23 protein-coding genes, 2 pseudogenes and 1 other annotated feature are annotated in these 24,523 nt (G+C 36.3%); of the genes and pseudogenes, 11 read left to right on the top strand and 14 right to left on the bottom strand.

The features are described from left to right. Window positions 1-337: 337 nt before the first annotated feature. Window positions 338-1,024 (bottom strand): response regulator transcription factor, encoded by a 687-nt coding sequence (locus tag NSQ59_RS12690; protein WP_055739684.1) that lies wholly within the window; start codon window positions 1,022-1,024, stop codon window positions 338-340. Further along, entirely contained in the window at window positions 1,021-2,478 is a 1,458-nt protein-coding gene (locus NSQ59_RS12685; protein WP_055739683.1) for a sensor histidine kinase, read from the bottom strand. Before NSQ59_RS12685 ends, NSQ59_RS12690 begins: the two co-directional genes overlap by 4 nt. A 167-nt stretch (window positions 2,479-2,645) precedes the next feature. Between NSQ59_RS12685 and NSQ59_RS12680 the strand changes: the two genes are divergently transcribed. From NSQ59_RS12680 to NSQ59_RS12670, 3 genes are all read left to right on the top strand, one after another. Beyond that, window positions 2,646-3,341: a hypothetical protein gene (locus tag NSQ59_RS12680; protein WP_055739682.1), complete on the top strand. Its 696-nt coding sequence runs from the start codon at window positions 2,646-2,648 to the stop codon at window positions 3,339-3,341. 111 nt (window positions 3,342-3,452) lie between these two features. Continuing rightward, complete coding sequence (locus NSQ59_RS12675) at window positions 3,453-4,301, top strand: hypothetical protein (protein WP_055739681.1); 849 nt, start codon at window positions 3,453-3,455, stop codon at window positions 4,299-4,301. Between the two features lie 24 nt (window positions 4,302-4,325). Next, window positions 4,326-5,228 carry a VanW family protein gene (locus NSQ59_RS12670; RefSeq protein WP_055739680.1) on the top strand — a complete coding sequence of 301 codons (903 nt, stop codon included), beginning with the start codon at window positions 4,326-4,328 and terminating at the stop codon, window positions 5,226-5,228. A gap of 51 nt (window positions 5,229-5,279) precedes the next feature. Here NSQ59_RS12670 and NSQ59_RS12665 read toward each other — a convergent pair whose 3' ends face one another. From NSQ59_RS12665 to NSQ59_RS12645, 5 genes are all read right to left on the bottom strand, one after another. Further along, entirely contained in the window at window positions 5,280-5,414 is a 135-nt protein-coding gene (locus NSQ59_RS12665; protein WP_280513053.1) for a hypothetical protein, read from the bottom strand. Window positions 5,415-5,612: 198 nt separating this feature from the next. Beyond that, entirely contained in the window at window positions 5,613-5,900 is a 288-nt protein-coding gene (locus NSQ59_RS12660) for a DUF6509 family protein (protein WP_055739679.1), read from the bottom strand. A 94-nt stretch (window positions 5,901-5,994) separates the two neighbouring features. Next, window positions 5,995-7,953, bottom strand: coding sequence for a GTP-binding protein (locus NSQ59_RS12655; RefSeq protein ID WP_055739678.1), 1,959 nt, complete (start codon window positions 7,951-7,953; stop codon window positions 5,995-5,997). 260 nt (window positions 7,954-8,213) lie between these two features. Then, window positions 8,214-8,840, bottom strand: a complete 627-nt coding sequence (locus NSQ59_RS12650) for an HAD family hydrolase (RefSeq protein ID WP_055739677.1) — start codon at window positions 8,838-8,840, stop codon at window positions 8,214-8,216. A 22-nt stretch (window positions 8,841-8,862) separates the two neighbouring features. Then, window positions 8,863-9,630, bottom strand: coding sequence for a DeoR/GlpR family DNA-binding transcription regulator (locus tag NSQ59_RS12645; protein WP_055739676.1), 768 nt, complete (start codon window positions 9,628-9,630; stop codon window positions 8,863-8,865). Between the two features lie 267 nt (window positions 9,631-9,897). Next, window positions 9,898-10,111 (top strand) — a binding site (T-box leader). A gap of 57 nt (window positions 10,112-10,168) precedes the next feature. On the opposite strand from NSQ59_RS12645, the gene NSQ59_RS12640 reads away from it, so the two are divergent. Then, entirely contained in the window at window positions 10,169-11,500 is a 1,332-nt protein-coding gene (locus tag NSQ59_RS12640) for an amino acid permease (RefSeq protein WP_055739675.1), read from the top strand. Between the two features lie 164 nt (window positions 11,501-11,664). Here the strand turns inward: NSQ59_RS12640 and NSQ59_RS12635 are convergent, their stop codons facing one another. After that, complete coding sequence (locus NSQ59_RS12635) at window positions 11,665-12,372, bottom strand: DNA alkylation repair protein (protein WP_055739674.1); 708 nt, start codon at window positions 12,370-12,372, stop codon at window positions 11,665-11,667. Between the two features lie 227 nt (window positions 12,373-12,599). Between NSQ59_RS12635 and NSQ59_RS12630 the strand changes: the two genes are divergently transcribed. Beyond that, a complete protein-coding gene (locus tag NSQ59_RS12630) occupies window positions 12,600-13,088 on the top strand; it encodes an SRPBCC family protein (RefSeq protein ID WP_055739673.1) in 489 nt (162 codons plus the stop codon). Window positions 13,089-13,649: 561 nt separating this feature from the next. Here NSQ59_RS12630 and NSQ59_RS12625 read toward each other — a convergent pair. Together NSQ59_RS12625 and NSQ59_RS12620 are read right to left on the bottom strand one after the other, a co-directional pair. Continuing rightward, window positions 13,650-14,771 carry a sensor histidine kinase gene (locus NSQ59_RS12625; RefSeq protein ID WP_055739672.1) on the bottom strand — a complete coding sequence of 374 codons (1,122 nt, stop codon included), beginning with the start codon at window positions 14,769-14,771 and terminating at the stop codon, window positions 13,650-13,652. Next, window positions 14,768-15,457: a response regulator transcription factor gene (locus NSQ59_RS12620; RefSeq protein ID WP_055739671.1), complete on the bottom strand. Its 690-nt coding sequence runs from the start codon at window positions 15,455-15,457 to the stop codon at window positions 14,768-14,770. Before NSQ59_RS12620 ends, NSQ59_RS12625 begins: the two co-directional genes overlap by 4 nt. Window positions 15,458-15,747: 290 nt before the next feature. On the opposite strand from NSQ59_RS12620, the gene NSQ59_RS12615 reads away from it, so the two are divergent. The 3 genes and pseudogenes from NSQ59_RS12615 (at window position 15,748) to NSQ59_RS12605 (ending at window position 18,554) form a co-directional block, all read left to right on the top strand. After that, complete coding sequence (locus NSQ59_RS12615) at window positions 15,748-16,224, top strand: DUF6220 domain-containing protein (RefSeq protein WP_126647025.1); 477 nt, start codon at window positions 15,748-15,750, stop codon at window positions 16,222-16,224. A gap of 281 nt (window positions 16,225-16,505) precedes the next feature. Then, window positions 16,506-16,709, top strand: a pseudogene (locus tag NSQ59_RS12610) (MMPL family transporter); the annotation flags it as partial. Between the two features lie 309 nt (window positions 16,710-17,018). Next, window positions 17,019-18,554 carry a serine hydrolase domain-containing protein gene (locus tag NSQ59_RS12605; RefSeq protein WP_340831500.1) on the top strand — a complete coding sequence of 512 codons (1,536 nt, stop codon included), beginning with the start codon at window positions 17,019-17,021 and terminating at the stop codon, window positions 18,552-18,554. Window positions 18,555-18,994: 440 nt separating this feature from the next. On the opposite strand, the gene modB is transcribed toward NSQ59_RS12605, so the two are convergent. Next, window positions 18,995-19,654: a molybdate ABC transporter permease subunit gene (modB, locus tag NSQ59_RS12600; protein WP_340833159.1), complete on the bottom strand. Its 660-nt coding sequence runs from the start codon at window positions 19,652-19,654 to the stop codon at window positions 18,995-18,997. Between the two features lie 10 nt (window positions 19,655-19,664). Further along, window positions 19,665-20,471, bottom strand: coding sequence for a molybdate ABC transporter substrate-binding protein (gene modA / locus NSQ59_RS12595; RefSeq protein WP_244885867.1), 807 nt, complete (start codon window positions 20,469-20,471; stop codon window positions 19,665-19,667). A gap of 137 nt (window positions 20,472-20,608) precedes the next feature. Between modA and NSQ59_RS12590 the strand changes: the two genes are divergently transcribed. The 3 genes and pseudogenes from NSQ59_RS12590 (at window position 20,609) to NSQ59_RS12580 (ending at window position 22,862) form a co-directional block, all read left to right on the top strand. After that, window positions 20,609-21,544 carry a helix-turn-helix transcriptional regulator gene (locus tag NSQ59_RS12590; RefSeq protein WP_340831497.1) on the top strand — a complete coding sequence of 312 codons (936 nt, stop codon included), beginning with the start codon at window positions 20,609-20,611 and terminating at the stop codon, window positions 21,542-21,544. A gap of 320 nt (window positions 21,545-21,864) precedes the next feature. Continuing rightward, a pseudogene (gene catA / locus NSQ59_RS12585) lies at window positions 21,865-22,567 on the top strand (type A chloramphenicol O-acetyltransferase); the annotation flags it as partial. A gap of 100 nt (window positions 22,568-22,667) precedes the next feature. Next, window positions 22,668-22,862: a hypothetical protein gene (locus NSQ59_RS12580; protein ID WP_055739664.1), complete on the top strand. Its 195-nt coding sequence runs from the start codon at window positions 22,668-22,670 to the stop codon at window positions 22,860-22,862. A 327-nt stretch (window positions 22,863-23,189) separates the two neighbouring features. Here NSQ59_RS12580 and NSQ59_RS12575 read toward each other — a convergent pair whose 3' ends face one another. Both NSQ59_RS12575 and NSQ59_RS12570 read right to left on the bottom strand, forming a co-directional pair. Continuing rightward, complete coding sequence (locus NSQ59_RS12575) at window positions 23,190-23,597, bottom strand: DUF5367 family protein (RefSeq protein ID WP_055739663.1); 408 nt, start codon at window positions 23,595-23,597, stop codon at window positions 23,190-23,192. Next, window positions 23,597-24,184 (bottom strand): TetR/AcrR family transcriptional regulator, encoded by a 588-nt coding sequence (locus NSQ59_RS12570; protein ID WP_055739662.1) that lies wholly within the window; start codon window positions 24,182-24,184, stop codon window positions 23,597-23,599. Before NSQ59_RS12570 ends, NSQ59_RS12575 begins: the two co-directional genes overlap by 1 nt. Window positions 24,185-24,523: the final 339 nt, after the last annotated feature.

The following is a 24,523-nucleotide window of genomic DNA, read 5'->3' as shown; positions in this document are numbered from 1 at the left end:
TCATAATTTCTCTTCCAACAAGCTATATTGTAGGTGTGAAATATAAACCCGCTCTTAACCAATTCTTAAATATTTATTAAAACAAATGTGTTTAGTGCGTTGCTTATCTGTGTATGGATAAGTGAAAAAATGGAAGTGCATTTCACCTACGTCATCTTCGGCGAGACCCAAGGAAACACAACGAAGTAGTTTAAGGTTTTGATTCCATTACCCATAAGAAGGAGACTAGAAACGCGCTACCGATGGCTGTTTCCGCTAATAAATTTTCCACAAGGTTAACTGATAAATATAAAAAAGCCGCTCTTCACCTCTTTCAAGAGATAAAGAACGACTATTATCAACCCTTAAAGCGATACCCCGCTCCCCATACCGTTTCAATATACATTGGATTACCAGGATCCGCTTCTATTTTCTCTCGTATTTTCCGTACATGTACGGTGACTGTTGACGTATCTCCCATTGAATCCAAGCCCCAAATCCGCTCAAATAAATGCTCTTTGCTGAAAACTTGATTAGGGTGAATAGCTAGAAATATTAATAAGTCAAATTCTCGTGCAGTCAGAACAATTTCCTTTTCATGAACAAATACCTGTCTTGAAGCCTTGTTAATATAAAGCCCTCGGATTTGTAAATCATCAACAGGTGCTGATTTTCGAATGAGTCTTTCGAATCTGGCAAGATGCGCTTTCACTCTTGCAACAAGTTCACTTGGACTAAACGGTTTCACTATGTAATCATCGGCACCTAGACCGAACCCGCGTATTTTATCAATATCTTCATTTTTAGCAGTCACCATTAGAATAGGAATATCCGTTGTTTTTCTTAGTTTTTTACAAATCTCAAATCCGTTTCCATTAGGGATCATCAGATCTAGCAAAATTAAGTGAAAGTTCCCGTTAAGTGCCATTTCCACTGCATGTTTCCCGTCTTCTACAATAGATGCTTCAAAGCCTTCTATTTCTAAATAATCTCTTTCAAGTTCTGCAATGCTTTGATCGTCTTCGATGATTAATATTCTTTTCATTCGTAACCACCACCATCATTTTCGGGTTTCTTTAATGTGAAACGGATGGTTAGACCTTCTCCTGTAGATTGTTCTGCCCAAATTTCCCCTCCGTGCGCTTCAATAATCTGCGCTGCAATGGCTAATCCAAGACCGCTTCCGCCCGTTTTTGAATTTCTTGAAGGATCTGCCCTATAAAAACGATTGAAAATGCGGTTAATATCTTCGGATGAAACACCTGGGCCATTGTCCTTAACCGAGACACACACTTCTTTTCCCATATCCTGCAATGAAATCATTATTTTACAAATCTCTTTATTATTGTACTTCATACTATTTCGAATAATATTATTCATCACACGAATAAGCTTATCACGATCTACTAAAGCAGTTAATACATTATCCGCGATAAAAGAAACTTCCAAAGCTTGATTATTTTCCATTCTTAACTCTTCTATATAGTCCTCCAAAAAAGCATTCATTTTCACCTTCTCAAATTGAAACAGCACGCTTTTGACATCCAACTTGGAATATAAGGATAGTTCCTCAATTAAATGGGCCATATGCTCCGCTTTAGCGTGTATCGTATTAAGATAGCTCTGCAGCTTCTCTTTTGAATTTGCTACACCATCCATAATTCCTTCCACATAACCTCGAATGGAAGTAATAGGTGTTTTTAAATCGTGAGAAATATTTGCTATTAGTTCTTTGCGATTGTTTTCATATCGCTCTCTTAATTCCAAAGATTCTTTTAATTTCTCTCGCATCTGGTCAAAGCTTTTCACCAATTTTCCTAATTCATCCTTACTTGATGTCTCAAGATGAAAATCTAATTGTCCCTTACTGATTTTCTCAGCAGCAACAGATAATTGATTAACAGGTCTTAAGATACTTCTTGACATAAAGTAAGAAAGCAACGCATTCGTTCCGACTAGAATAAGCACTATGCCAAAAAAGATGAGCGGGAAATATCTTCTGGCAATTTGCATAAAATTGATGCCTTTATCAACTAAAAATATGGAACCTTCCATTCCATCTCTAAAGTAAAAGTCATGCTGTCTCATGGAATATTGCTTATGACCAATCCATACCACGGGATCATATCCTTCCTTACCGAACACTGGAAAGTCAGCGTTTGAAACATGCAGTACATATTTTGATTTATACAGAATCTTATTCCCTTTTCGAATAATGATACCCGAATGGTTTTTCTCCATATTTTTTGTTATCGATTCAATATAATGTTCATCTAATAGTTTTTCGGAATTTGTTGATGTAAGCTTAATGAGTTGATTGAATATGTTCGTATTCTTACTTGATTCCGGACGCTGCCAGCCTTGATGAAAATTACTGCCTAATATTTTTATATCTCCACTAAATACGATACCCAATAATAAAAAATAAAGGATTAACACGAAAATTGGCATCAACACCATTGCTGCATTGGAAATAAATAACCGTTTTCGAATGGACATTATTTCACCCTCTCCATTTTAAGACAATAATTTGAACAATAGCATCTATTTCTAAACGGAGAATAAACAAAATCTTAAATATTTATTAAATCGAATATATCATGTAAAAAGGGTTTTTTTTAAATCTTCTTGAAAGTATTAATAAATAACTTTTCGGAGGTTTATGAATGAAAAAAAGGTTTTACAATTTATTATTAAGGCTTCTTCTGTTCCCATCTCCATCAATAAACCTGTCACCTCATGAAAAAGAACAATTTGAGCTCCTCTTTGAAAGATTAGCTAAAGAGGACCTTCCTAAATTAGAATATAACTTGCCAATACCAAAATATAAGTTCTTATCCTACTTAGCTGAAAATAAACAGCTTATATTACATGGTTCAAATCATCCATCTATTCATACTTTTGAACCAAGGAACCAAACTCTTTTTAACGGTAAATCTGTCAACGCTGTTTTTGCAACGAAGGACCCCATATGGTCGATTTTTTATGCTGTTTTTCGAAAAGAAAGCGTTTATTCGAATTTTCGAAATGGCTGCATTCCTGCGGATAATAAACATAAATATCATTTTTATTCCTTGACCCATGAAACATTTCGGAACAATCCATGGACGAATGGGACCGTATATATTTTACCTCAGAAAACCTTTCAGCACGTTGAATCAGGAGCTATACACTTCGATGAATGGGTTAGTCAAGAACCCGTAACACCGATTGGAAAAATAGATGTGGAACCAGCAGACTTTTATTTTCTTTCCAAAGTTGCATCTCATCATGCAAAGGAACCTCTTCTAAAATCGTGGTTCCTTTATAAAATTCGAATTTTAACACAAAGAAAAGCCAAAAATATGGTAAAGATCAAATAAATATTTTATTTTTCCCCTTAACCATACTCTATTTCCATAATTTTTAAGCTATTCTTCTCGGTTAATAGTTAAAAATAATGGTAAATTCATGGAGGACTCGAGGAAACAAAAATGAGAATAATCGTTTATGTATTTATTTCGCTCTTTTTGGTTGGGGGTTTTGGTGTATCACCTACATATGCAGAAAATACGAATAACGAAGAATATCCTTTAGATTTTCACATTGAGATGCTTCATTGGGCAATGGTAAATGAATTGCTACCACGCTACTCTAAATTTACCGTTATTGATGTCGAAACAGGGAAAAGCTTTCGTGTTCAAAGACGAGCAGGACGATATCATGCGGATGTACAGCCATTAACGAGGAAAGATACTAAAATAATGAAGGAAATTTATAACGGTCATTGGAGCTGGAGAAGAAGGGCTATTCTTATACAAGCTGATAACAAATTAATTGCTGCGTCCATGCATGGAATGCCACACGGTGCCGGTGCATTGGATAATGGATTTAAAGGTCATTTTTGTATTCATTTTAAAGGCAGCGTAACTCATCGTTCCGAAAGATCAGACTTATCTCATCAGGTGATGATTAACAAAGCCGGTGGTACAATAGATGATTTCGTGCGTGATCTCTCACCAAATCAATTAACAACTACTTTTTTAGTATTTATTAAAAATGGTGATCCAGGCTTAGTTAACAAAGTGGCAATAACCAATAAAAAACAAGTTAAAAAAGAGCTCAAAAAAATGAAAAAAATTGAAGCGATAAACTGGAAACTTTTATCAGCTGATGAACCAGACCCTTTCGCATTGGAAGCAGAAATCCCAGTTGAAGTCAGTTTATTAGTTAAAAATATTGGACCAATAAAAGCAAATATCGATTTTCACCTAATACGAACATCACCAATTTCACCTTGGAAAATTAATATGGACCCATTGATGAAACTAACCAAGAAGTAAATGCATTTTTATGGAGGCCGAAATATGAAACTCTTCTTAAGCTTACTATTAATGTCCTTTTATCCTTCAGAAGAAAACAGCATTCATTTAAAATTAGATGGTACTACGATTGATACCGTCCAAAAATCTGATTTTGTTCTGCCTCCATTTCATCCAATCATAAATGAAGATAAATTCGATTTTTTTGTTGACCAGGTTGGAAAAAAGGCTTTTAAAAATCCAATTAATGCAACGATAGATGAAAATGGAAATATGATAAGCGAAATACCCGGATATAAGCTTGATCAAAATCAGTTTAAAGATATGTTTTATACCTCTTATTATCAAAAAGGATCTGCAACGTTTGAAGTCCCGCTCCAAACTCTCTATCCACGAGTAGATAGTGAGCTTCTCGAAAATTTGAGAGGGAAAAGCATTGGCCGATATGTTACCTATTTCAACAGCTCTAATAAAGAACGGACTCATAACATCCGTCTTGCTGCAAATGCTATTAATGGACATGTTATTTTTCCTGGTGAAACCTTTTCTTTTAATAAGGTAGTTGGAAAGCGTACCATTGCAAAAGGCTATCTTCCTGCTCCTGTCATTGTTCGGGGGGAACTTTCAGAAGGTATCGGCGGTGGAATTTGTCAAGTATCCTCCACTTTGTTCAATGCCGTTGACAAGGCAAGTGTCAAAATTACCGAACGCTATTCCCACAGCAGGCGTGTTCCATATGTTCCCCCTAACAGGGACGCGACTGTAAGCTGGTATGGACCTGATTTTAAATTTAAAAATCCTCACAATCAGCCCTTACTTATTCGTGCAAGGGTAATTGGAGGGCAATTATTCGTAGTTGTGTTATCTTCTGAAGATATTTACTACAAACCAAAGAATGTCCCGAGTGCCCCAAAGAAATTGCCAATAGAGGTAAGTCGGGAACATTAAAACTACTTAGTTTAAAACCAATTCTTAATAATTAACGTTGATTTTTTACGATTATCCCATTTTAACATTTTGTTGAAATGTTCGTCGGTAGCTTTTGATTTTGGCTGAAAGTTTTCGAGCTAAATTCTTTAACCATACAGCACTTTTTACAGTTTCCACCACTTTTTTTATTATCCTTAATTTCATCATGAGTCCTTCACCTCTTATAAAAAGTTAAAATGATAGAAAATAACCGGAAATGGGCTGAATTAAATGAACACAAAAAACCACAGAATTTTTTCACAACTCTGTGGTTGTCTTGCAATCATAATAAAAATTTTCCATTGCCCATACCATCAACATTTTAAAAGAGGAATAGAATCCGTTAGGGTGAGAGGCAATCTATTACATATCACTAATATGTTCTCTGCAAAAATCCTTTAATAATTTTTCCTCATCTTCTTCTAGTTCAAACTCAAGATAACGGTCTGTTACTTTTTCAAAAATATGATATTGGGCTACACGTGATTGGTTGCCTTCATCGACATATATAGCTTTTATATATAAACCGTTTTCGGAATATAGCTCATCATCTTCCGGGACTTCGATATTTAGTATAAATTCATAACGATCCCCGGATAAGATTCCTGTTGGATCCTCAAGTTGTTCGACTGTATGTCCAGTAATATCCATTTCTTACGTCCTTTCTTTTTCCTCTATTCATTTGTGTGATAACATCTTCATTATTATACACTTCAATTAGGAATAATAAATAACTTTTCACTTATTACTTCAGCAAATGCATTTTGCTTTCCGCCTCATCCCAAGGAACGGAATAACCTGCTCCTTTTGAACAAAAGATGGAGGAAGATGTGTATTCGGGATCAGCATTCTTATCATATTGGATCTTCTCCATTACTTCATTTTGATTATGACAAGGATAATAGCCTCCAAAAACAAGACTCATAGTCCCTCTTCCTTGCGTAAAGGAAGCTAGAATGGTTCCATAGTCCATAAAGGTCGCGACGGGAACCTTTCCACTGATTATTGCTTTATTTCCTGCCGTCTCTGGATTTTGAAAATTCCCATATGCACTTTGCACATCGGATAGAACTCTGCCCATTTGTTCTATATCTACCTTTATTTTAAAATCATAATAAGGCTCTAATAATTGGTTTTCTGCCTTCTCAAGTCCCTGTCGCAAAGCCCTTAAAGTTGCTTCTCGAAAATCCCCGCCGCTCGTATGTTTAATATGTGCTCGTCCGGTTAATAAAGTAATCTTAATATCTGTCAGTGCCGAGCCAGTGAGAATCCCTCGATGTTCTTTTTCAAATAGATGATGTCGAATCAAATTTTGGTAACTTACCTGCAAATCATCTGGGTGACAATCACTTACAAATCTCACTCCACTTTGTCTCTCGCCAGGTTCCAATCGAAGATGAACCTCGGCATAGTGCTTTAACGGCTCAAAATGCCCATACCCGACTACTTCTGAAGTAATCGTTTCCTTATATAAAATTTCAGGTTTTTCAAATAGCACTTTAAATCCAAACCGATCGTGAACAATTTGTTCAAGAACCTCGAGTTGAATGGTTCCCATTACATGAATATGAATTTCTTGAAATTTCTCCTCCCAAGCGACCATTAGGGAAGGATCTTCATCATCTAACATTCGAAAGCATTTTAATACTTCTTTCACATTTAAGGTAGGATCAAAAATTACCTTTGATTTAAGGGTTGGAATCATTTCATAGTGTGCCTTTTCCTGAATGCTGCCTAAGCCATCCCCAGCTGCAACAGCTGATAATCCAGTTAGAGCAAATACTTCACCTGCTTCTACCTTATCGACAATTTGAAACTTCCTTCCGTTATACTTTCTAATTTGAGTGACTTTTTCACTTATCTCTTGTTCATTATGATCGTAAGTTATTTCATCTCTAACCTTAAGTGTGCCGCTTAATGCTTTAATAAAAGTGGTTCTTGCTCCGCTTTCATCATATCGAATTTTATAAACTCTCCCGGAAAATGGTGTTTCTGCGACATAATCTGTAATTGTTAATATATCTAGTTTTTCTAAAAAGTCAGTGATACCAACATCCTGTAATGCGGATCCTGAAGCTAATGGAAAGATGGCATTGTTTTTTATCATCTGTTGCATTTCCGTCAGCCATGTCTTTTTCTCATAGCCACCCGCCATATAATCATCAAGCAAACATTCATTCCGCTCCGCCAAAAATTCTATTAATGGTTCGTCCATTTTACCATCTATAAAAGAGTTATCTATATGACAAACGTCTTCGGTTAAATTTATCCGTATTTCCTCTATTACTCTATGAATATCTGCACCGACACGATCTGTTTTATTAATAAAGAAAAAAGTAGGAATACAATGCTTTTTAAGCAAATTCCATACTGTCTCGGTATGTCCCTCAACGCCTTCAACTGCGCTAATGATGACAATTGCATAATCCATAACCTGAATGGCGCGCTCCATTTCCGGTGAAAAATCAACATGTCCTGGTGTATCAATTAATGTATAGTGTGACTCATGATAACGAAAAATAGCTTGATCAGCAAAAACAGTTATCCCCCTAGCTTTTTCAATTTCATGAGAATCTAAAAAAGCGTCTCTATGATCCACTCGTCCCCGCTGTGGAATGCTTTTTGTATGGAAAAGCAGTTGCTCTGCAAAAGTGGTCTTTCCCGCATCTACATGAGCTAAAATCCCAATTGTTTTATGTTTCATTGTGGCACCTCAATATGTCAAATCTTGTTGTATATCATTATAGCAAATACCACACTGCTTTATTAGATTGGAAGAATTTCTACAACTTAATCGATTGATAAACGTTTTTTCCGCTTCCCTTAATAACAATAAAATCTTCACAATTTGTAATGTTCCATTTCAGGAAGCTCCGGCATTATTCCCCCTCCTACATTACTTCGTTGTGTTTATTATTTCCTATTATTTCTTGCGTATTTATTTATGGGAATTAAAAAACTCTGTCAACTAGGACAGAGTGTTGATAAAATATCTGTAGGTTTGTAGAAAATATGGTCAGCTTCTTGGAATCCTTCAATATTTTTTGTCCCCCAATAAGCTAAACCAAAATCAGCTCCCGCTGATTTTGCACACTGCAGATCATATTGCGTGTCACCAATATAGATTGTTTCTTCCGGTTTCGATTTTAAATGGGTGATACATTTTTGCAGCGGTTCAGGATGGGGCTTATGTCTGTCGGTATCATCCGCACAAATATAATGATTAAAATAATCTGTTAAACCAAAAGGCTCGAATCCATCTATATATTCCTGCTTTGTTTTGGAGGTAACGATTCCAATTTTTACATCACAACAGGAAAGAAATAAGATAACCTCACGAAGACCAGAAAAAACCGAAATTTCGTTAAAATAACTCTCTCCAAGCTGGATCCAATTATGTAAAACTCGTTTTGGATTAGAGATAGGCAATAAGGATAAAGCGTTCTCTCCGGGAATCCCTAAGGCAAATCGTAAATCTTCCAAAGGAAACACAAGTCCTTCCATTTCCAATGCCTTTTGTAAGGACTTTAACACAACTATCTCTGTATCTAATATCGTTCCATCAATATCAAAAATGAAACATTTATACATGTGTGGCACCTCCCCAAATATTTTAGAACTCCCCTCTTGCTATAATCAGTTCAACTCCATGTTCCAGTATTTTTTCCATTATAGTTGGTTCTGGCTCTCTGTCTGTCACAATAGTATGAATTTGTTCAAATCCCGCCAACTTGAAAAACCTTCTCTTTTCGAACTTGGAGTGATCCGCAAGTACAATGACCTGATCCGCTCTGCGCATAGCTTCATTAATCAAAGAACTTTCCTCTTCAAATGGAGTGGTTAGTCCATCAAAGGAAATTCCGCATGAACCTATAAACGTTTTATCCACATGATATTTTTCCATCATTTGCGTAGCCTGGGCCCCATAAATAAAGCGTTGATCATTATGCATTAAGCCGCCAAGTAAATGAATGCGGATGTTTTCCTTTTGGGTTAATAGTCCTGCGGTGTCAATCGCATTCGTGACAACAACGTTATTTTTTGAGGATAGATACTCCATTGCTTGCCGTACGGTTGTGGAATTATCTGCAAATAGATAATCACCATCCATAATAAGGGAAGCGGCTTGTTTTCCAATCATCCTTTTTAAAGGCATTTCCGATAACATTCTTTCTTCGTAATTAGGTGTTTCTTTTGATAATGAAGGCAGTAATGCTGCTCCACGTGTACGGATAATCTTCCCTTGCTCTTCTAGCTTTACAATATCTCTGCGTGCAGTATCTCTCGAAACATCAAAATGTTCACATATTTCCTCTACACTAATTCGTTGATTTTTTTCTAAAAATTGAAGTATGGATATTAATCGCTCATCCTGAAACATACATTTCCTCCAAAAGCACTCTTTAGGTAAGTGAAATTAAGTGATTTTAAGTTAATATAAGTGATATCTTTATTATATTCCTTACAGGTTGAGAGTCAATCATTTAAATAAATATTTGCAAAATAATTATTTTTAGTTAAAATATCTTTTAAATCAAAAAAATAAATTGACATAGGAAAATCATCTTGCTATATTAATAGACATACTTTATTACTTAAAAGCACAAACGTCCGAAAGATAGTATATTAATTTAGAATATTTCATATAATAAATGCTTGGAAGGGAACAAAGTAGTTCTTGCATGTTGCTTAAAGAGAGCTGATGGTTGGTGAAAATCAGTACACTTGCAAGGAGCGAATTTCATTCTTGGAGCAGCTTATTCAGCGTAGAATAAGACGGTTATCAATCGTTAAAACAATGAAGTGGTAAGCTTATTTGTTTGCAAATAGGGTGGTAACGCGATAATTAAATCGTCCCTACTAGGATTTTTTTCTAGTAGGGATTTTTTTATATTTTAATAAGAGAGGCGAAGATCAGCATGGAGAAAAAACAGCAAGATTTAAAAAAAGGATTATTACCTAGACATGTGCAATTTATAGCACTGGCCGGAATGATTGGAACTGGTATTTTTAAAGGCAGTTCTGATACATTATCGATTGCTGGTCCAAGTGTGGTCCTTGCCTATTTATTAGGTGGATTATTGCTATTAATTGTAATGGTAGCATTAGGAGAAATGGCTATTGCCCATCCTGGAATGAATGTTCAGCATTTAGTAAATAAGGCGTTTGGTCATCGTGTATCTTTCATTGTCGGGTGGTTGTACTGGATCAATTGGGTAATCGTTACGACGGTTGAATTATTGGCAGGAGGAAGTTTTCTGCAATATTGGTTTCCTAATATCCCCCTTTGGTTATTAAGCTTTTTATGCGCTGCAGTTATATTAGGGATAAACTCATTTCATGTGAAATTTTATGGAGAGCTTGAATTTTGGTTTGCCGGTATTAAAATTTTTGCCCTTATTGCCTTTATTATTTTAGGTTGTCTTATATTATCAGGCATACTTCCAAGCTCAATTGACAATCCAATATCCAACTATACCTCACATGGCGGATTCTTCCCTCATGGTATCGGAGGAATTTTCAGTGCCTTTCTAGTCGTTATGTTTTCTTATGGAGGTGCTGAACTAATTGGTGTAGCTGTAACCGAAACGCAAAATGCGAAAAAAGTATTGCCCAAAATTGTAAAAGGGACTGTATGGAGAGTTATTATTTTCTACATTTGTCCAATTCTCATTATTTGCGGTATCGTTCCTTGGGATAAAGTATCAGGTGTAGATAGCCCCTTTGTTCAAGTATTCAGTACTGCAGGGCTTCCAGGGGCAGCAAATATCATGAATTTTGTCCTTTTAACCGCTGTTCTTTCTGCGGCTAATTCAGGAATATATGCAACTTCCAGAACACTATTTTCCATGGCGCAAACAGGTGAAGCACCGAAATTACTGTTAAAAGTCTCCAAAAACGGTACACCTATAAACGGAATACTCATTACAGGATTTCTTATTCTAATAGGTGTTTTCTTAGCCTATTTAGCACCTGAGAATATCATCAATTATATGATGACCATTCCTGGTTTTACCATCATGCTGATTTGGATCAGCATATGCTTTTCTCAATTAAAGCTAAGACCGCAATATAAGGAAAAACCTTTCTTTCAAGTTAAATGGTTTCCTTTTACCACTATCCTAGCTTTAATCGGATTAATTACGATTTTTATTTCTTTTATGTTTAATGCACAAAATAAGGTTGGCACAATCGTCTGTCTTATTATTCTTTTACTGCTAGTAGTCTTTTCCCTTAAGCATAAAAAATGAGGTTACTGAGAATTATATATAAGTTCAAGAGGAGATAAGTAGACAATAGGAGGATCATACATATAAGATATGTCTAATATGTATGATCCTCTTTATTTCTTGCTCAACTAATGCACTTGTAAGCACAATGATTCTTAATTTAACGCCCCGATGCGAAGCTACTTTTAACATCTTACATATTTACGTTTGAAACCAATCCTTCCCCTATTAATTTCTTTTTGGATACTTTCATAAGCGTTTAGGAAACTACTTTTTTTCTTGGCTCGTTTGACCTCTACTATACCTACTTCCTTTGCAGTCTCTACTGCCTTTTCATGTAGCGGTAAATATGAAATCCCCACAGTGTATAGAAAATTATTCATAGCAGATTTCGTTCGTTCTGGCGAATCATGAATCGTATTTTTTACCATATCAAGCATTTTGGACATCTTGTTTTCAGAAAATTCATTATCTAGGCGATTCCCTAAAAGCCAACAGTAACAACTCCAACCCGCTGACATTCTCAGTTCGTTACCACTTGCAATCCATTTATCGGCAACTGCTTGAGAAATATCTGACTCAGATAGAGTTACCGCCACCACATAATCGGACAGCATATAAAAATACGCTCCATCTATCCAACGATCAAAATCTGACTCAGTCATAGCTTTTGGGTCTGCGATAATGCCTGCAAAGTACATTGCATCGTAATTACCTGTGGCATAAAGCTCTTCCGCTAAGCGTTGATTTATTTTTACTTTCTTTGCAATTGGTTTCATAGCACCTGTAGCAACGCCAAAAAGTGGCTCATGCGCTCCATTGGATATGTACATTTTTTTCGTTCGTTCCTTACCGAGAGCTTCTAGCTCCTGCATAACAGTTTCGAAATCCATAGTCTTGTACTTCCTCTCTTAACATTCATTCTCATTATTTTTATCAAATCTACTATATCTCTTAATTTTATCATTAATCTTATTCAAGTATTCTGCAACTTTCCTTTAATAAGAAAAAACCATCCTTATTAAAGGAATGCGCCAGTTATTTTAATTACTTTATATCAAAGTTTTCCTAATAGTGTTAAAATTTATATGTAATAATTTAACATAAAGGGGTGTATTTTTTGAAAACTACCACAAATGATAAAGCTATTATTAAAGAAGTAACAATTGACGCACCATTAAACCTAGTATGGTATGCTTGGACGATCTCTGAAAGAGTTTCAGAATGGTTTGCAGCTGAAACCGTAGTGGAGGCTAAGGAAGGTGGTGCATACGAACTTTATTTTATACCTGGAAATAGAACGGGTATGAATACTAAGGGTTGTAAAATCACTAAACTTATTAATGAAAAAGAGCTACATTTCACTTGGAAAGGACCAGACCAATTCGATACATTCATGAACAATGAAAATGAACTAACAACTGTTAAAGTAAGTTTCTCATCAATCAATGAAAATACTACGAAGGTAATTGTTGAACATATAGGATTTAAAAATGATGAGGACTGGATTGAGGCTATTAATTGGCACCAAATGGCTTGGTCAGGTGTTCTTAATAGTTTAAAATCTGCTCTAGAAAAGGGCGAAGGCAATTTATGTTGCCACCCCTAAAATATTATGTACATTAACCATTTATATACCTTATATATAAATGGTTTTTATATCCAAAAAAGCAAATTGAATTTATAGTAGCACTAGTTGTTGTCGAGATAACCAGTAAGTTATTTTAATAATAATAAGGCTTTATTCTTTATTGAAGTAAGTCCACTTAATTCAAGATAATTAAACTTAAAGCTCACTTCCAAAACAGCTACAATTTTCTTCGCGGCGACTTTCCAACTGCTCTCGAAGAAGCAGCGTCATATCTTCGTACTGCACAACATATGTTTATCGATGCGCTCCAGATAATCCCGCTTCTTCTCACATCTCGATAGGGAATCATTCTTTAAATTCAAGTTTATCCAGTCTGGTAAAGGACTTTCTTAAATAATATCAAAAGTAATTTCACTTCCTCTAGATGTTTTCTGATTTGTTCACTTGAAAACTTCTACAAGTCGGGGTAAAGTCCCTTTAATGCTCAAAAACCTTTGCAGATCAAGAGCTTAGACTAAGGAAAAATGCTCTTTTAAATACACATCTTTGGATAGTATCTTTGAAAAGAGCATTTGTTATCTAACATTTACCCAAAGGTAAATAAACGGTAAATGTTGTACCTTGGTCAGGCTCGCTCTTGACGCGGATGAACCCGCCGTGGGCTCTAACAAAATGATGAGATATGGATAATCCCAGCCCCGTTCCGCCTGTATGCCGTGAACGTGCCTTTTCCACGCGATAAAAACGATCGAATAGGTGGGCTAGTTCTTCGGCAGGAATACCGATCCCTGTATCTATCACTGATACACATGTATACACTGTATTTTTATCCAAGACATTGTCTTCCATTACAACCGAAATCTTTCCTCCTACAGGTGTGTAGCGGATTGCATTAGTCAACAAATTGATGAACACCTGCGTGATTCGTCTTGCATCGGCCATCACTGTTACCGACCTCTTGTTCGTATAGAAGTGCAATTCCAGTCCGTTCTCTTCAGCCTCCATTTTTACATCATCCACAATTTGTTCAAGTCTTGCAGACAAATCGAGCGGTTTGCAGTCCAATACCAACCTGCCCGCCTCAGCCAACGACAAGACATGAAGATCTTCCACAAGCAGTCCTAAACGTATCACTTCGTCATGGAGTCTTAGCAGCATTTCCGGAGGGATGTATTGTCCTGACTGTTGAGCATTTTCTAATTTCAGCTGCATAATAGACAGCGGAGTGCGGAGCTCATGAGCTACATCAGCTACCAAACGCCTTCGTGCCTCCTCTGCCTCCCGGAGGCGAAGTGTCATCTCGTTGAATGTCCGTATTACTTTACCATATTCGTCTTTTGATTGAACAGGAACGTTCACATCTAGATCCCCTTGTGCAACTCGTTCGATAGCCGCAACGAGCTTTCTAAGCGGGATTGTCAGCAATCCCGAAATCCATAAACTAAACAACAACCCGGTTGCTATGAAAAACACCCAATTTCCAAGCAAAAAATTCTGCATCTTATCTGAAACGTAAGTCTTCAAGATTTCGATTTGTTCCCCCGGCATGGCGTTTAAATAAGATGCATCGATTTCTTCCTTACGAAATTGATCGAATAAAGACGCCATATATGCCTGTTTGGTTAAAGCATGAACGCCTCCGATAATAAGAACAAGCAATCCCATTGAGATAAATATTTTTTGCCGTACCGTCAACATCATGATTGTTCACCGAATCGGTAACCGAAACCATATACCGTCTGAATATACCGAGGATTGGCCGGATCGTCACCCAGCTTACGACGAAGATTCCTAATATGGGAATCCATCGTTCTTTCATATCCCATATATTCGTCCTCGAGAGCAGCTTTAATTAATTGCAGGCGGCTAAAAAAGACCATTCCGGGACGAGCAGCCAACGTGTACAGAATTTTAAATTCAGTCGGTGTCAATTGGATCTCCTGACCGTCCTTTAATACCTGACATTTGGCCTCGGAAATGATAAGGTTGTCTCTTTCCAAGAACATCGAATTATCTTCAGGACCACGCAAGCGGCGAAGTAAAGCACGGATACGCGAAGCAAGCTCGCGCAAACTAAATGGCTTCGTCAAATAATCGTCCGCGCCGATTTCGAGACCAACAATTTTATCCGATTCATCCGAACGGGCCGTGACCATAATAATACCACAATGCGAGGTTTGCCTTATTTCGCGGCATATGTCGATTCCGCTTTTCTCGGGGAGCATCCAATCAAGCACGACGATATCAGGACGTTCAGACCGGACAATTGTGAGTGCTTCCTTTCCCGTACATGCGGTCAGTACCTGAAACCCTTCACGTTGCAAATAGGTGTCCATTTCCTCAAGCATGCCCTGTTCATCCTCCACGAGCAACAATTTTGGCTCCATTCCGATCACCTCTTTCCAATTTCATATGATACCTGTGCGAGATTACACCGCTTACCGATGATTATAACGTAATTTAGCATGTTCTTGAACAAATTCACAGAAAAAGGAGAAGATTTGCATAAGTTCTCGACTTTTATTGTTTAAACTGATTGTGTAACGGAGAGATCGTTTCATTTAGGGGTTACAGATGCTATTTAACGATTAAAATCCTGAAGTTGAGCAATCAATGGAATGATCTCATATGGAAAAAAACCAACAAATTATATTTTAACGAAAGTGAGGAATTAAAGATGAGCAACTTATCACTAAACCGCGGTAAACCTGATGTTGGGGATCACTCGAAAGAAAAAACCAACCTTTCACGGCTAGTGGTTGGAGCACGTATCGCGTTTAAAGCAATGGTAAGGATTTTTGCAATTTGCATTTTGATCCAGGTGTTTCTTGCCGGTCTTGCACTGTTTTGGGATTCGAGTCAATGGGTCAGTCATACTGTCTTTGCCAGATTACTGATCATTGTTTCAATCCTGATACTCTTGATTTCTTTCATCGCTCGCCTGCCGCATTCTATTCGGCTGCGTAGTGCGGGATTAATCGGCATCATTATTTTAATGGCGGTTAGCGCAAAATTACCATCTGGGATTGGATATATATCTGCTCTTCATCCGGTACTAGCTCTGATGTTGTTTTTTGGAACTATGTCTCTCACACGGAAGACCAATGAGAAAATAAAAGTAAAAAAGCAAGAATCTAAGGAGCAAGACGTTTGAATTGAAGTTTGATCATAATCTCAACATGGATGGAGAAAAAAAGATGCCACCCTAATCTATCCTATTATCTATTACTCTTTCTATTTCTTATCATGTCTGGAGTATCGCTGCATCTTGTTACGCATCATTATTCGTTTAGATTTCATTGGTTTCGAATCATTGTAATTGTTCTATACAGTATGAGCGGTATCCTTGTTTTATTTATTTGTATGCCAAGGTAGGGCAGTAAAGATTTTTTGATTGAGATCTGCACCTTATGGATCAATGTTCGGATACTTTAATTGATCACGATGCCGGTTCAGTTGATGTTGCAAATGGGTGTCATTGTCGCGCTCGGGATTCTGCTCGATACGTTCGTTGTGCGCCCATTTCTCGTACCGGCCATTACGCTGATCCTAAGCAAGCTGGCTTTTTGGCCTGGACGTCGAAACACTGTTTTAGGCACTGAAGTAACATCTAACGAAAAGCAATTCGAGATCGATTGAACCGTATTTAACGGAATTTATTATAAGGGGCAACAAATCATCTGAGAAACATTGCTCCAATTCGTTTATAATCCAGAGGAAACGAATTGGGGATCATTTGTGTAGTAAATGGGCTTGGGATTTCCGCTATCATCGCACCTATTCTAAGCACCACTCTATATGTAAGTGCACCCAATTGTTAAAGACTGTTTTGAATATAATAGCACTAAGTTTATTTATTATTTTTGGAATATAGCTCTTTCCGATAGAAACCAAAATGAATTCCTGTTGAATGAATGGAATAAAAAAAGAAAAATGGATGGAATGAAAATGAGAAAAATAACAATTGCAATATTAATTCTGAGCAGTCTGTTCATCTTCCCCATTTTCAGTTTAGTGCGAAGTGATGAAAACATTCCAGATGAGCTATCTGGAACTTCGGACTTCTCCAAAGTAGATGCGTATATTGCTCGCGAAATGAAACGGCAGCACCTTCCAGGGCTGGCTCTTGGAATCGTAAAGGGAGATCGCATCCTTTACCTAAAGGGATATGGTCAGGCAGATTCATCAGGTCGGCTTGTAACACCTGATACACCTTTCGGATTAGGTTCGATCGGCAAATCGATTACCGCCACGGCGGTTCTGCAACTTGCCGAAAATGGAAAAATTGACTTAGATGCGCCTATAAAGCGATATATTCCAACTAAGTATAAGGGTGCAGAGTTCATTACCATACGTCAGTTACTAAACCAAACAAGTGGGTTCTCCCAAATCTCCACTTTTAGCAACTCACTAGCAAGTATTAATGATCCAGATCAAGATGCTCTGGAGAAAAACGCCATGTCTTATGCGAAAAAGTTTTTAAAGGATACCAAGCAAACCGAACATCCCTACAGATATTCGAACGCAAATTATGTACTGCTCGGCTATATTGTGCAACGAGTATCCGGCCAGTCCTATGGCGACTATGTGAAAGAGCATATTTTTAACCCTCTATCTATGCATGATAGCTATGTTACGTTCAATGAAGCAGCAGTACATGGACTGGCAACGCCCTACCGACGGATATTTGGATCCAACGTTCCCTACGATGGCCCCTATATTAATATTCCAGGAGATGCGCCGGCGGGTTACCTTTATACAAGTGCGAAGGACATGAGCCATTACTTGATTGCCCAAATAAACGGAGGCAGATTTGAAGATGCTTCCGTGCTCTCTCCGGAAGGCATTCGACTTATGCAGACTGAACCTGTTCCGGGAACGTACGCCATGGGTTGGATGACAGGTCACATAGACGGTTTACCGGTTATTGGTCAGCCGGGTGGATCGATAGGCTTCCAAGCCCAAACTTATATTGTTCCTGAACAACAACTGGGAGTGATTGTGTTCGCTAATGTACTTGACGCAATCGATGCCGACTGGCCCAACACGCACATCATTACAACTACCCGCATCGCCTCCGGGGTCATTAACTTACTAAATGAACAACCGATTGGAGGATTGGGTCTTAGCATTTCGCAGAAATACTTGCTTGTAAATGGATTAATAATCCTGCTCAGCGCATGGTTATTATACACGACCGCTCGAACTGCCAAGCGCTGCCTTGGGCCGTCGAGTCCTGACAATTCTGGCCATATTGAAATATCCATCAAAGTTATATCAAGAATTGTTCTGAATTTTGCTGGGCTGTTTATTGTCCTGATTTTGAATACAACTCAAGTTGTGCCAGTATGGCATATTGCAACAATCTATCAGCCGGACGTAATCCTTTGGCTAAAGACGATGACTGTACTTATGGCTATGAAGGGTAGCATGGAAATTATTCGGTTGATTCGCTCAAATTGGCATGACAAAACATCAAAGTAGAATCGCTAGGAATAAGTAGGAAAACAAGTGGGTTTCATAGGCAATTAAACAGATAAAAACTAAAGGACAATGTCACTAGGAATTGATTCCACATTTACTCCACAGGGATAAGAACACATAAATTTTCTTAGGGCATATTCGTTTAATTTTGAGTCAACACGGACATGGGATAACCCTGAATTTCACACTTTGCGTAGGAAATTCAGGGTTATATCTTCAAGAAGTGTTTTAGCTTAATAATATCCATATTTTTGGTCAGCATAAACCCAATTATATATTAATATGATTCTCTCTAAAATTCTGAGCCAGTTTCTGGTGCTTGCATTTAGCGATATCAACCCCTAAGAGTCTGCATACTGTACCTCAAAATCTTATTGTTTTGAATAAAAAAGACATCCCTGTTTAAAGGATGCCCATATGATTAAAAAAAGAAGTTTTATTCATTTGGATTTAAGAAAATTTACACAAATTAACATTAAAAAAGAAACAACTATCATACTTGTAACCCAAACCCATGCTAACTCCATCTTTCCTGAATCAATGGCTACATAAATAGGTGTTGGTATTGTTTGGGTTTTCCCTGGGATGTTTCCGGCGAACATTAATGTGGCTCCAAACTCACCTAATGCCCTCGCAAAACTCAGTATTGCACCTGAAATGATTGATTTAAGGGCTAGAGGAATAGAAATCAACATAAATACCCTGAATTCGTTTGCCCCGTCTACACGAGCAGCATTCACAATATCTACATCAACTGCTTCAAAACCCGTTCTAGAAGATTGATACATCAGAGGAAACGCGATAACAGTTGAAGCAATCACAGCAGCCCACCACGTAAACATTATGGGTTGATTAAATATCCACTCAATTAATTGCCCTACCAGACTATTCCGGCCGAAAAAAATAATTAATAGGAAACCAACGACTGAAGGTGGTAAAACTAATGGTAAAAGGAAAATGGTATCAATTAAGACTTTTCCTTTGAATTTTCTATTAGCCATTATCTTTCCAAAAAACATACCTAGAATTATTACCAATATTGATGATACAGATGCAATCTCAAGTGATAATCTAATAGGAATCCAAAAGCTGTTTGTCATCTTTAATTTTTTATAGATCCTTAAATCCATACTTTTCTAAAGTCTTCTTCGATTTATCATTTCGTAGATATTTGTAGAAAAGTTGGGCTTCTTTAAGATGGGTACTATTCTTAATTACCCCTACTGGATAAATAATCGGCTCGTGTGTGTTATCATTTGCAGTAGCAGCAATTTCAACTTTTTGAGATGTTAATGCATCTGTCTTATATACAATACCTGCGTCAACATTGTTCGTCTCAACATATGTAAGCACTTGGCGAACATCTTTGGCATATACTACTTTCCCTTCAAGCGCTTTCCAGACGTTTAACTTATCTAATGTTTCCTTGCCATATTGTCCAGCTGGTACAGACTCAGGGGTACCAAGTGCTAGTTTATCAACTTTTGTAAGGTCTTCGAATGTCTTTATCCCTTTTTTTGAACCTTTTGGTACAACCAACACAAGATCATTACCTACTAAATTTGTTCCATTTTTCTTTTCAATGAGTCCATCCTGTACTAATTTTTGAAATTTGTCCTTAGCTGCTGAGAAGAAGAGGTCAACAGGTGCTCCCTGTGAAATTTGTTGTTGCAGTGCCCCTGATGCTCCAAAGTTAAAATTTAATGTTATATTTGGATGCACATTCTCAAAGTCAGCTTTAATATCAGTTAATGCATCCTGCAGACTTGCAGCAGCCGAAATGGTCAATTCTACTTTCTTTTGATCTAGTTTCTTCTGTACTTTTGTTGTCTTAGTTTGTTCATTGGCTGAACACCCAGAAATGACGAGTAAAAGCATCATCATTAAGAAAAGTAACAGATTTAATTTTTTCATCATCCTATCCCCCTTTATAATTATTTATAATCTAATATAACTAATTATAATGTAGAAAAGTGTAAGAAAAATCACATTTATTATTTATAATTAAAAATATAACTTTATTTAAAACATTTAGTTCGAGGTGGTGTGTGTACATGTCAAAAGAGCTTTCCTATACGATTGAAGAGGTGTCACAGCTTTTGAAAGTATCAAAATTAACTCTTTATGACCTTGTGAAAAAAGGGGAACTTCCTGTATTCCGTGTAGGAAGACAGATGAGAATTGATGCAAAAGACTTGGATATTTATATTAACAGTCAAAAAACCAATCAAAGTAAAAAACTTCAAGCACCTGAACTGGAACTTAAAAGGAATATTACAAAGGATTCTTACAATATTGTGATTAGTGGGCAAGACATGGTTCTTGATATACTTGGTAAACACATTGAGAAAAACTCACCGTATAAACCTTTACGTTCTTATACAGGAAGTTTAAATAGTCTTATATCTATGTACAATGGAGAATACGACATTGAAAGTTTGCATATGTTTGACGGAGATACAGGAGAATACAATCTACCTTACATAAAAAAAATTTTAGTTGGCTATCCCTATATCTTACTTAATCTGCTTTCGAGAAAAGCCGGATTTTATGTTAAAAAGGGAAATCCTTTAAATCTCGCCTCTTGGACTGATTTAAATCGTAAGGATATAAAAATCATAAATAGAGAGAAAGGGTCTGGCGCTCGGATTCTCCTTGATGAACAGCTCAGGATCCACGGAATTCCCTCTAGGGACATTAAGGGATACGAGAACGAAGAATCGAATCATTTCAGTGTCGCTTCCGCTGTCTCCTCCGGAAAAGCAGATGTAGGGGTAGGAATTGAAAAAGCTGCAAAAATCGTTGGAATAGATTTTGTTCCATTAATAACTGAACGTTATGACTTGGTTATTCTAAAAAATCCTGAATCCGAACATTTAATAAGCGTAATAAAGGATATATTATCTTCCCATCGGTTTCAGACTGAGGTTCATTCTCTAGGGGATTATGATATATCTCAAACAGGAAATATTATTTATGAGACATATTAAATGGAGTCTACTAAATTCAGTAGACTTCTTTTGATTTTGATTTAAAGAGTTCATCCTTAATAGTTCCTATAATTATTCCTTGTTTCTCTAATCTTTTGTCTTTCCTTAATACTTCAGCAAGTTATCCTATTTTTCTTAGATTAATACACACTTTAGTTAAAAAAACAAAAATTGTACGGAATGGTTTGTTTGTTTAAAATCACTACATAAATTTGATACAATATTATAGACTCCCAGAAAAAAGGAATGAACCTAATGAAGAAAGCTGACAAGTCAGCCTCCTAAATTCCAATAAGAAAAAAATTTAGGGGGCTTATCTTTTGAACTTTATTAAAATTGATTTAGACAATTGGAAGAGAAAAGAGATATTTAATCATTTTTTGAACCAACAGACGACTTTTAGCATAACCGCAGAAATTGATATTAGTGTTTTATACCGAACTATGAAACAAAAAGGATATAAATTTTATCCTGTATTTATCTTCTTAGTGACCAATGTGGTAAACTCAAATACAGCTTTTAGAACTGGTTACAATAGTGAAGGAGTTTTAGGGTATTGGGATAAGTTAGACCCACTGTATACGATTTTTGACAGTCAATCTGAAACATTCTCTGGTATTTGGACTAAAGTAATAAATGACTTCAAAGGGTTTTATGATTTGTACCTTTCTGATATAGAGAAATATAGTGCTACAGGGAATTTGTTTCCCAAAACACCTATACCTGAAAATACTTTTTCTATTTCTATTATTCCATGGACTTCATTTACTGGGTTTAACTTAAATATCAATAATAACAGTAATTATCTTCTGCCAATTATTACAGCAGGAAAATTTGTTAAAAAAGGTGATTCAATTTATTTGCCACTATCTTTACAAGTCCATCATTCTGTTTGTGATGGTTATCATGCGGGTATGTTTATGAATTCTATTCAAGAGTTAGCAGATAATCCTTTTGACTGGCTTTTATAACATAAAAAAACACCGACTGTGCCTTTTTACAGTCGGTATTCTAATGATACTAATGCTGTCCGCTAGCCAAATTGTTTTCGATATTCTTTCACAAATAACGGAAAATAGATTATACTGGACTAACAATCATATCCAAAAAGGAGGATTTCCCTTTGACTGAGAATAATCCAACTGAAGCACCAAAAAAGAAAATCAGTTTGCAAGAGGCAATGAGACAGCAGCTTGAAAACAAAAAGAACCAGGCTTCCGCAGGTAAAAGAAATGTGAATGCCGACCATTCAACAAAAAAAATGAAAAGCCAGCAAACGAAAAAACCAAGCAATACGCGCAGAAAAATGGGTGTCTAATGAACGGACAATATCGGGAAGACGTATTTCCAGGCTTGGAAGTTAATATTGTTTTTACAACCGATCAAAAAAAGTTCACCAATGGCATCGTGTAAGATATCTTCACTAAATCGGGTGTGTTCAGGAAATTCACTCTTAAATAAAGGAATTAAAAAAACATTTAAGGAATAGTTCCCTAAATGTTTTTTTATTCTTTTTATTTACAGAGGAGCCTTATTACGCCATTCTATTCTCAAATATTCTGCTTAGTCTTAATAGGCATTGTTATAACAATTCTAGCTGTTCGGCTAAAGTAACTTTTACTTTAATATTTTCATTAAAATTATTTTATATCTCAAGATGTTTACTTCTTTGTTGATTAATCATTGCAGGAATAAATAAATATAACGCATAAGCAAAAGTCATCCATGCTGTAAATGCAATAACCTGTGAATCATCTAATTTTGGAAAAATCGTATGGTGGATCGATATAGAAAATGTGTCTAATGATAAACCAATAATTGTCCCAATTATTCCAAACTTTAATGGTGCATTCTTTGATTTGTCAAATAACAAATAAATATAAGTAACTCCCCACAATATAAGTCCTGTTACAGTTTCTAATAAAATAATGCTTGTTGCAAAGTTTTCTGTTCCAGGACTAAAGAGTACACTTTCTCCAAAAAAAACAAAAAACATTGTAGCAAAGACCCAAACCAACACACCCCATATAACAGTGATTAAATTTCCTTTCATTACTTATCCCCTTCATCAAGTAATTGAGTAAGACTTTTAAATAGGTGTTCAAGCTCATCATATGTTTTTTCTACCGGAAAATCTTTTTGTATCAACGCGTGCAATGCTAATCCATCAACAATTGCATTTATGAGAATTCCCCACGTTTCCATAGAGACACCCTCAATCGGTGTTTTTGACCATACATTTAATAAATTTTTAGTCAATGCATTGTTTTCAGATAGCGTTATCTCTCCTAATTGACCTCTTATTATTTCATTGTTAAAACTCGAGACAACCAATGTGAAAAATAATTTATGAAAGAAAGAGTCATAAGAACACCGACTTTTAGCTGATTCTATTGCCTGACTGACAATATATTGATTACTTTGTTGAGAAATCGCTGACCACGAACTTTCACAAATATCTTGAACGATGTCTAATAACAACTGCTCCTTAGTTTTAAAATGATAATAGACAGTTCCCTGTGTAACTCCCGCCAGTTCTGCAACTGACCTTAATGTAAACTTCTCTATCCCGTTATTAACTAAACACTCCTTTGCACTTTTAATTAAATCTCCTTTACTAATAACATTTGGTTTTGCCAATACATCACCGCCTAATTTAGTTATTCAACTAACTAACTCAATTTACATAAATTTTACCATCTATTTTTTTTAAATACAAGATTTTCTTTTTAACCTATATTTAAGGCATCTGTATCAATGTCCTAAAAGTCATTGAAAATGTGTCTCTCCAAATTCAGATTCATCAATTCTTGCCATAATGACCTCCTTGCAGTATTAACTTTACCGTACATTTAAAAATAATCACATTAAATTTTATATTCATTTTACATATATTCCTTGAAAACTAACGAAAAATGGAGCATTTCGTTAAAGCAAATTTTATACTATTGGAAAATTTATGAGACACCGCTCCGGTAT

It is taken from the genome of Margalitia sp. FSL K6-0131, from assembly GCF_038008735.1.
In the GTDB taxonomy this organism is placed as follows: domain Bacteria; phylum Bacillota; class Bacilli; order Bacillales; family Bacillaceae_C; genus Margalitia; species Margalitia shackletonii.
This window is presented reverse-complemented; position numbering and strand designations above follow the sequence as displayed.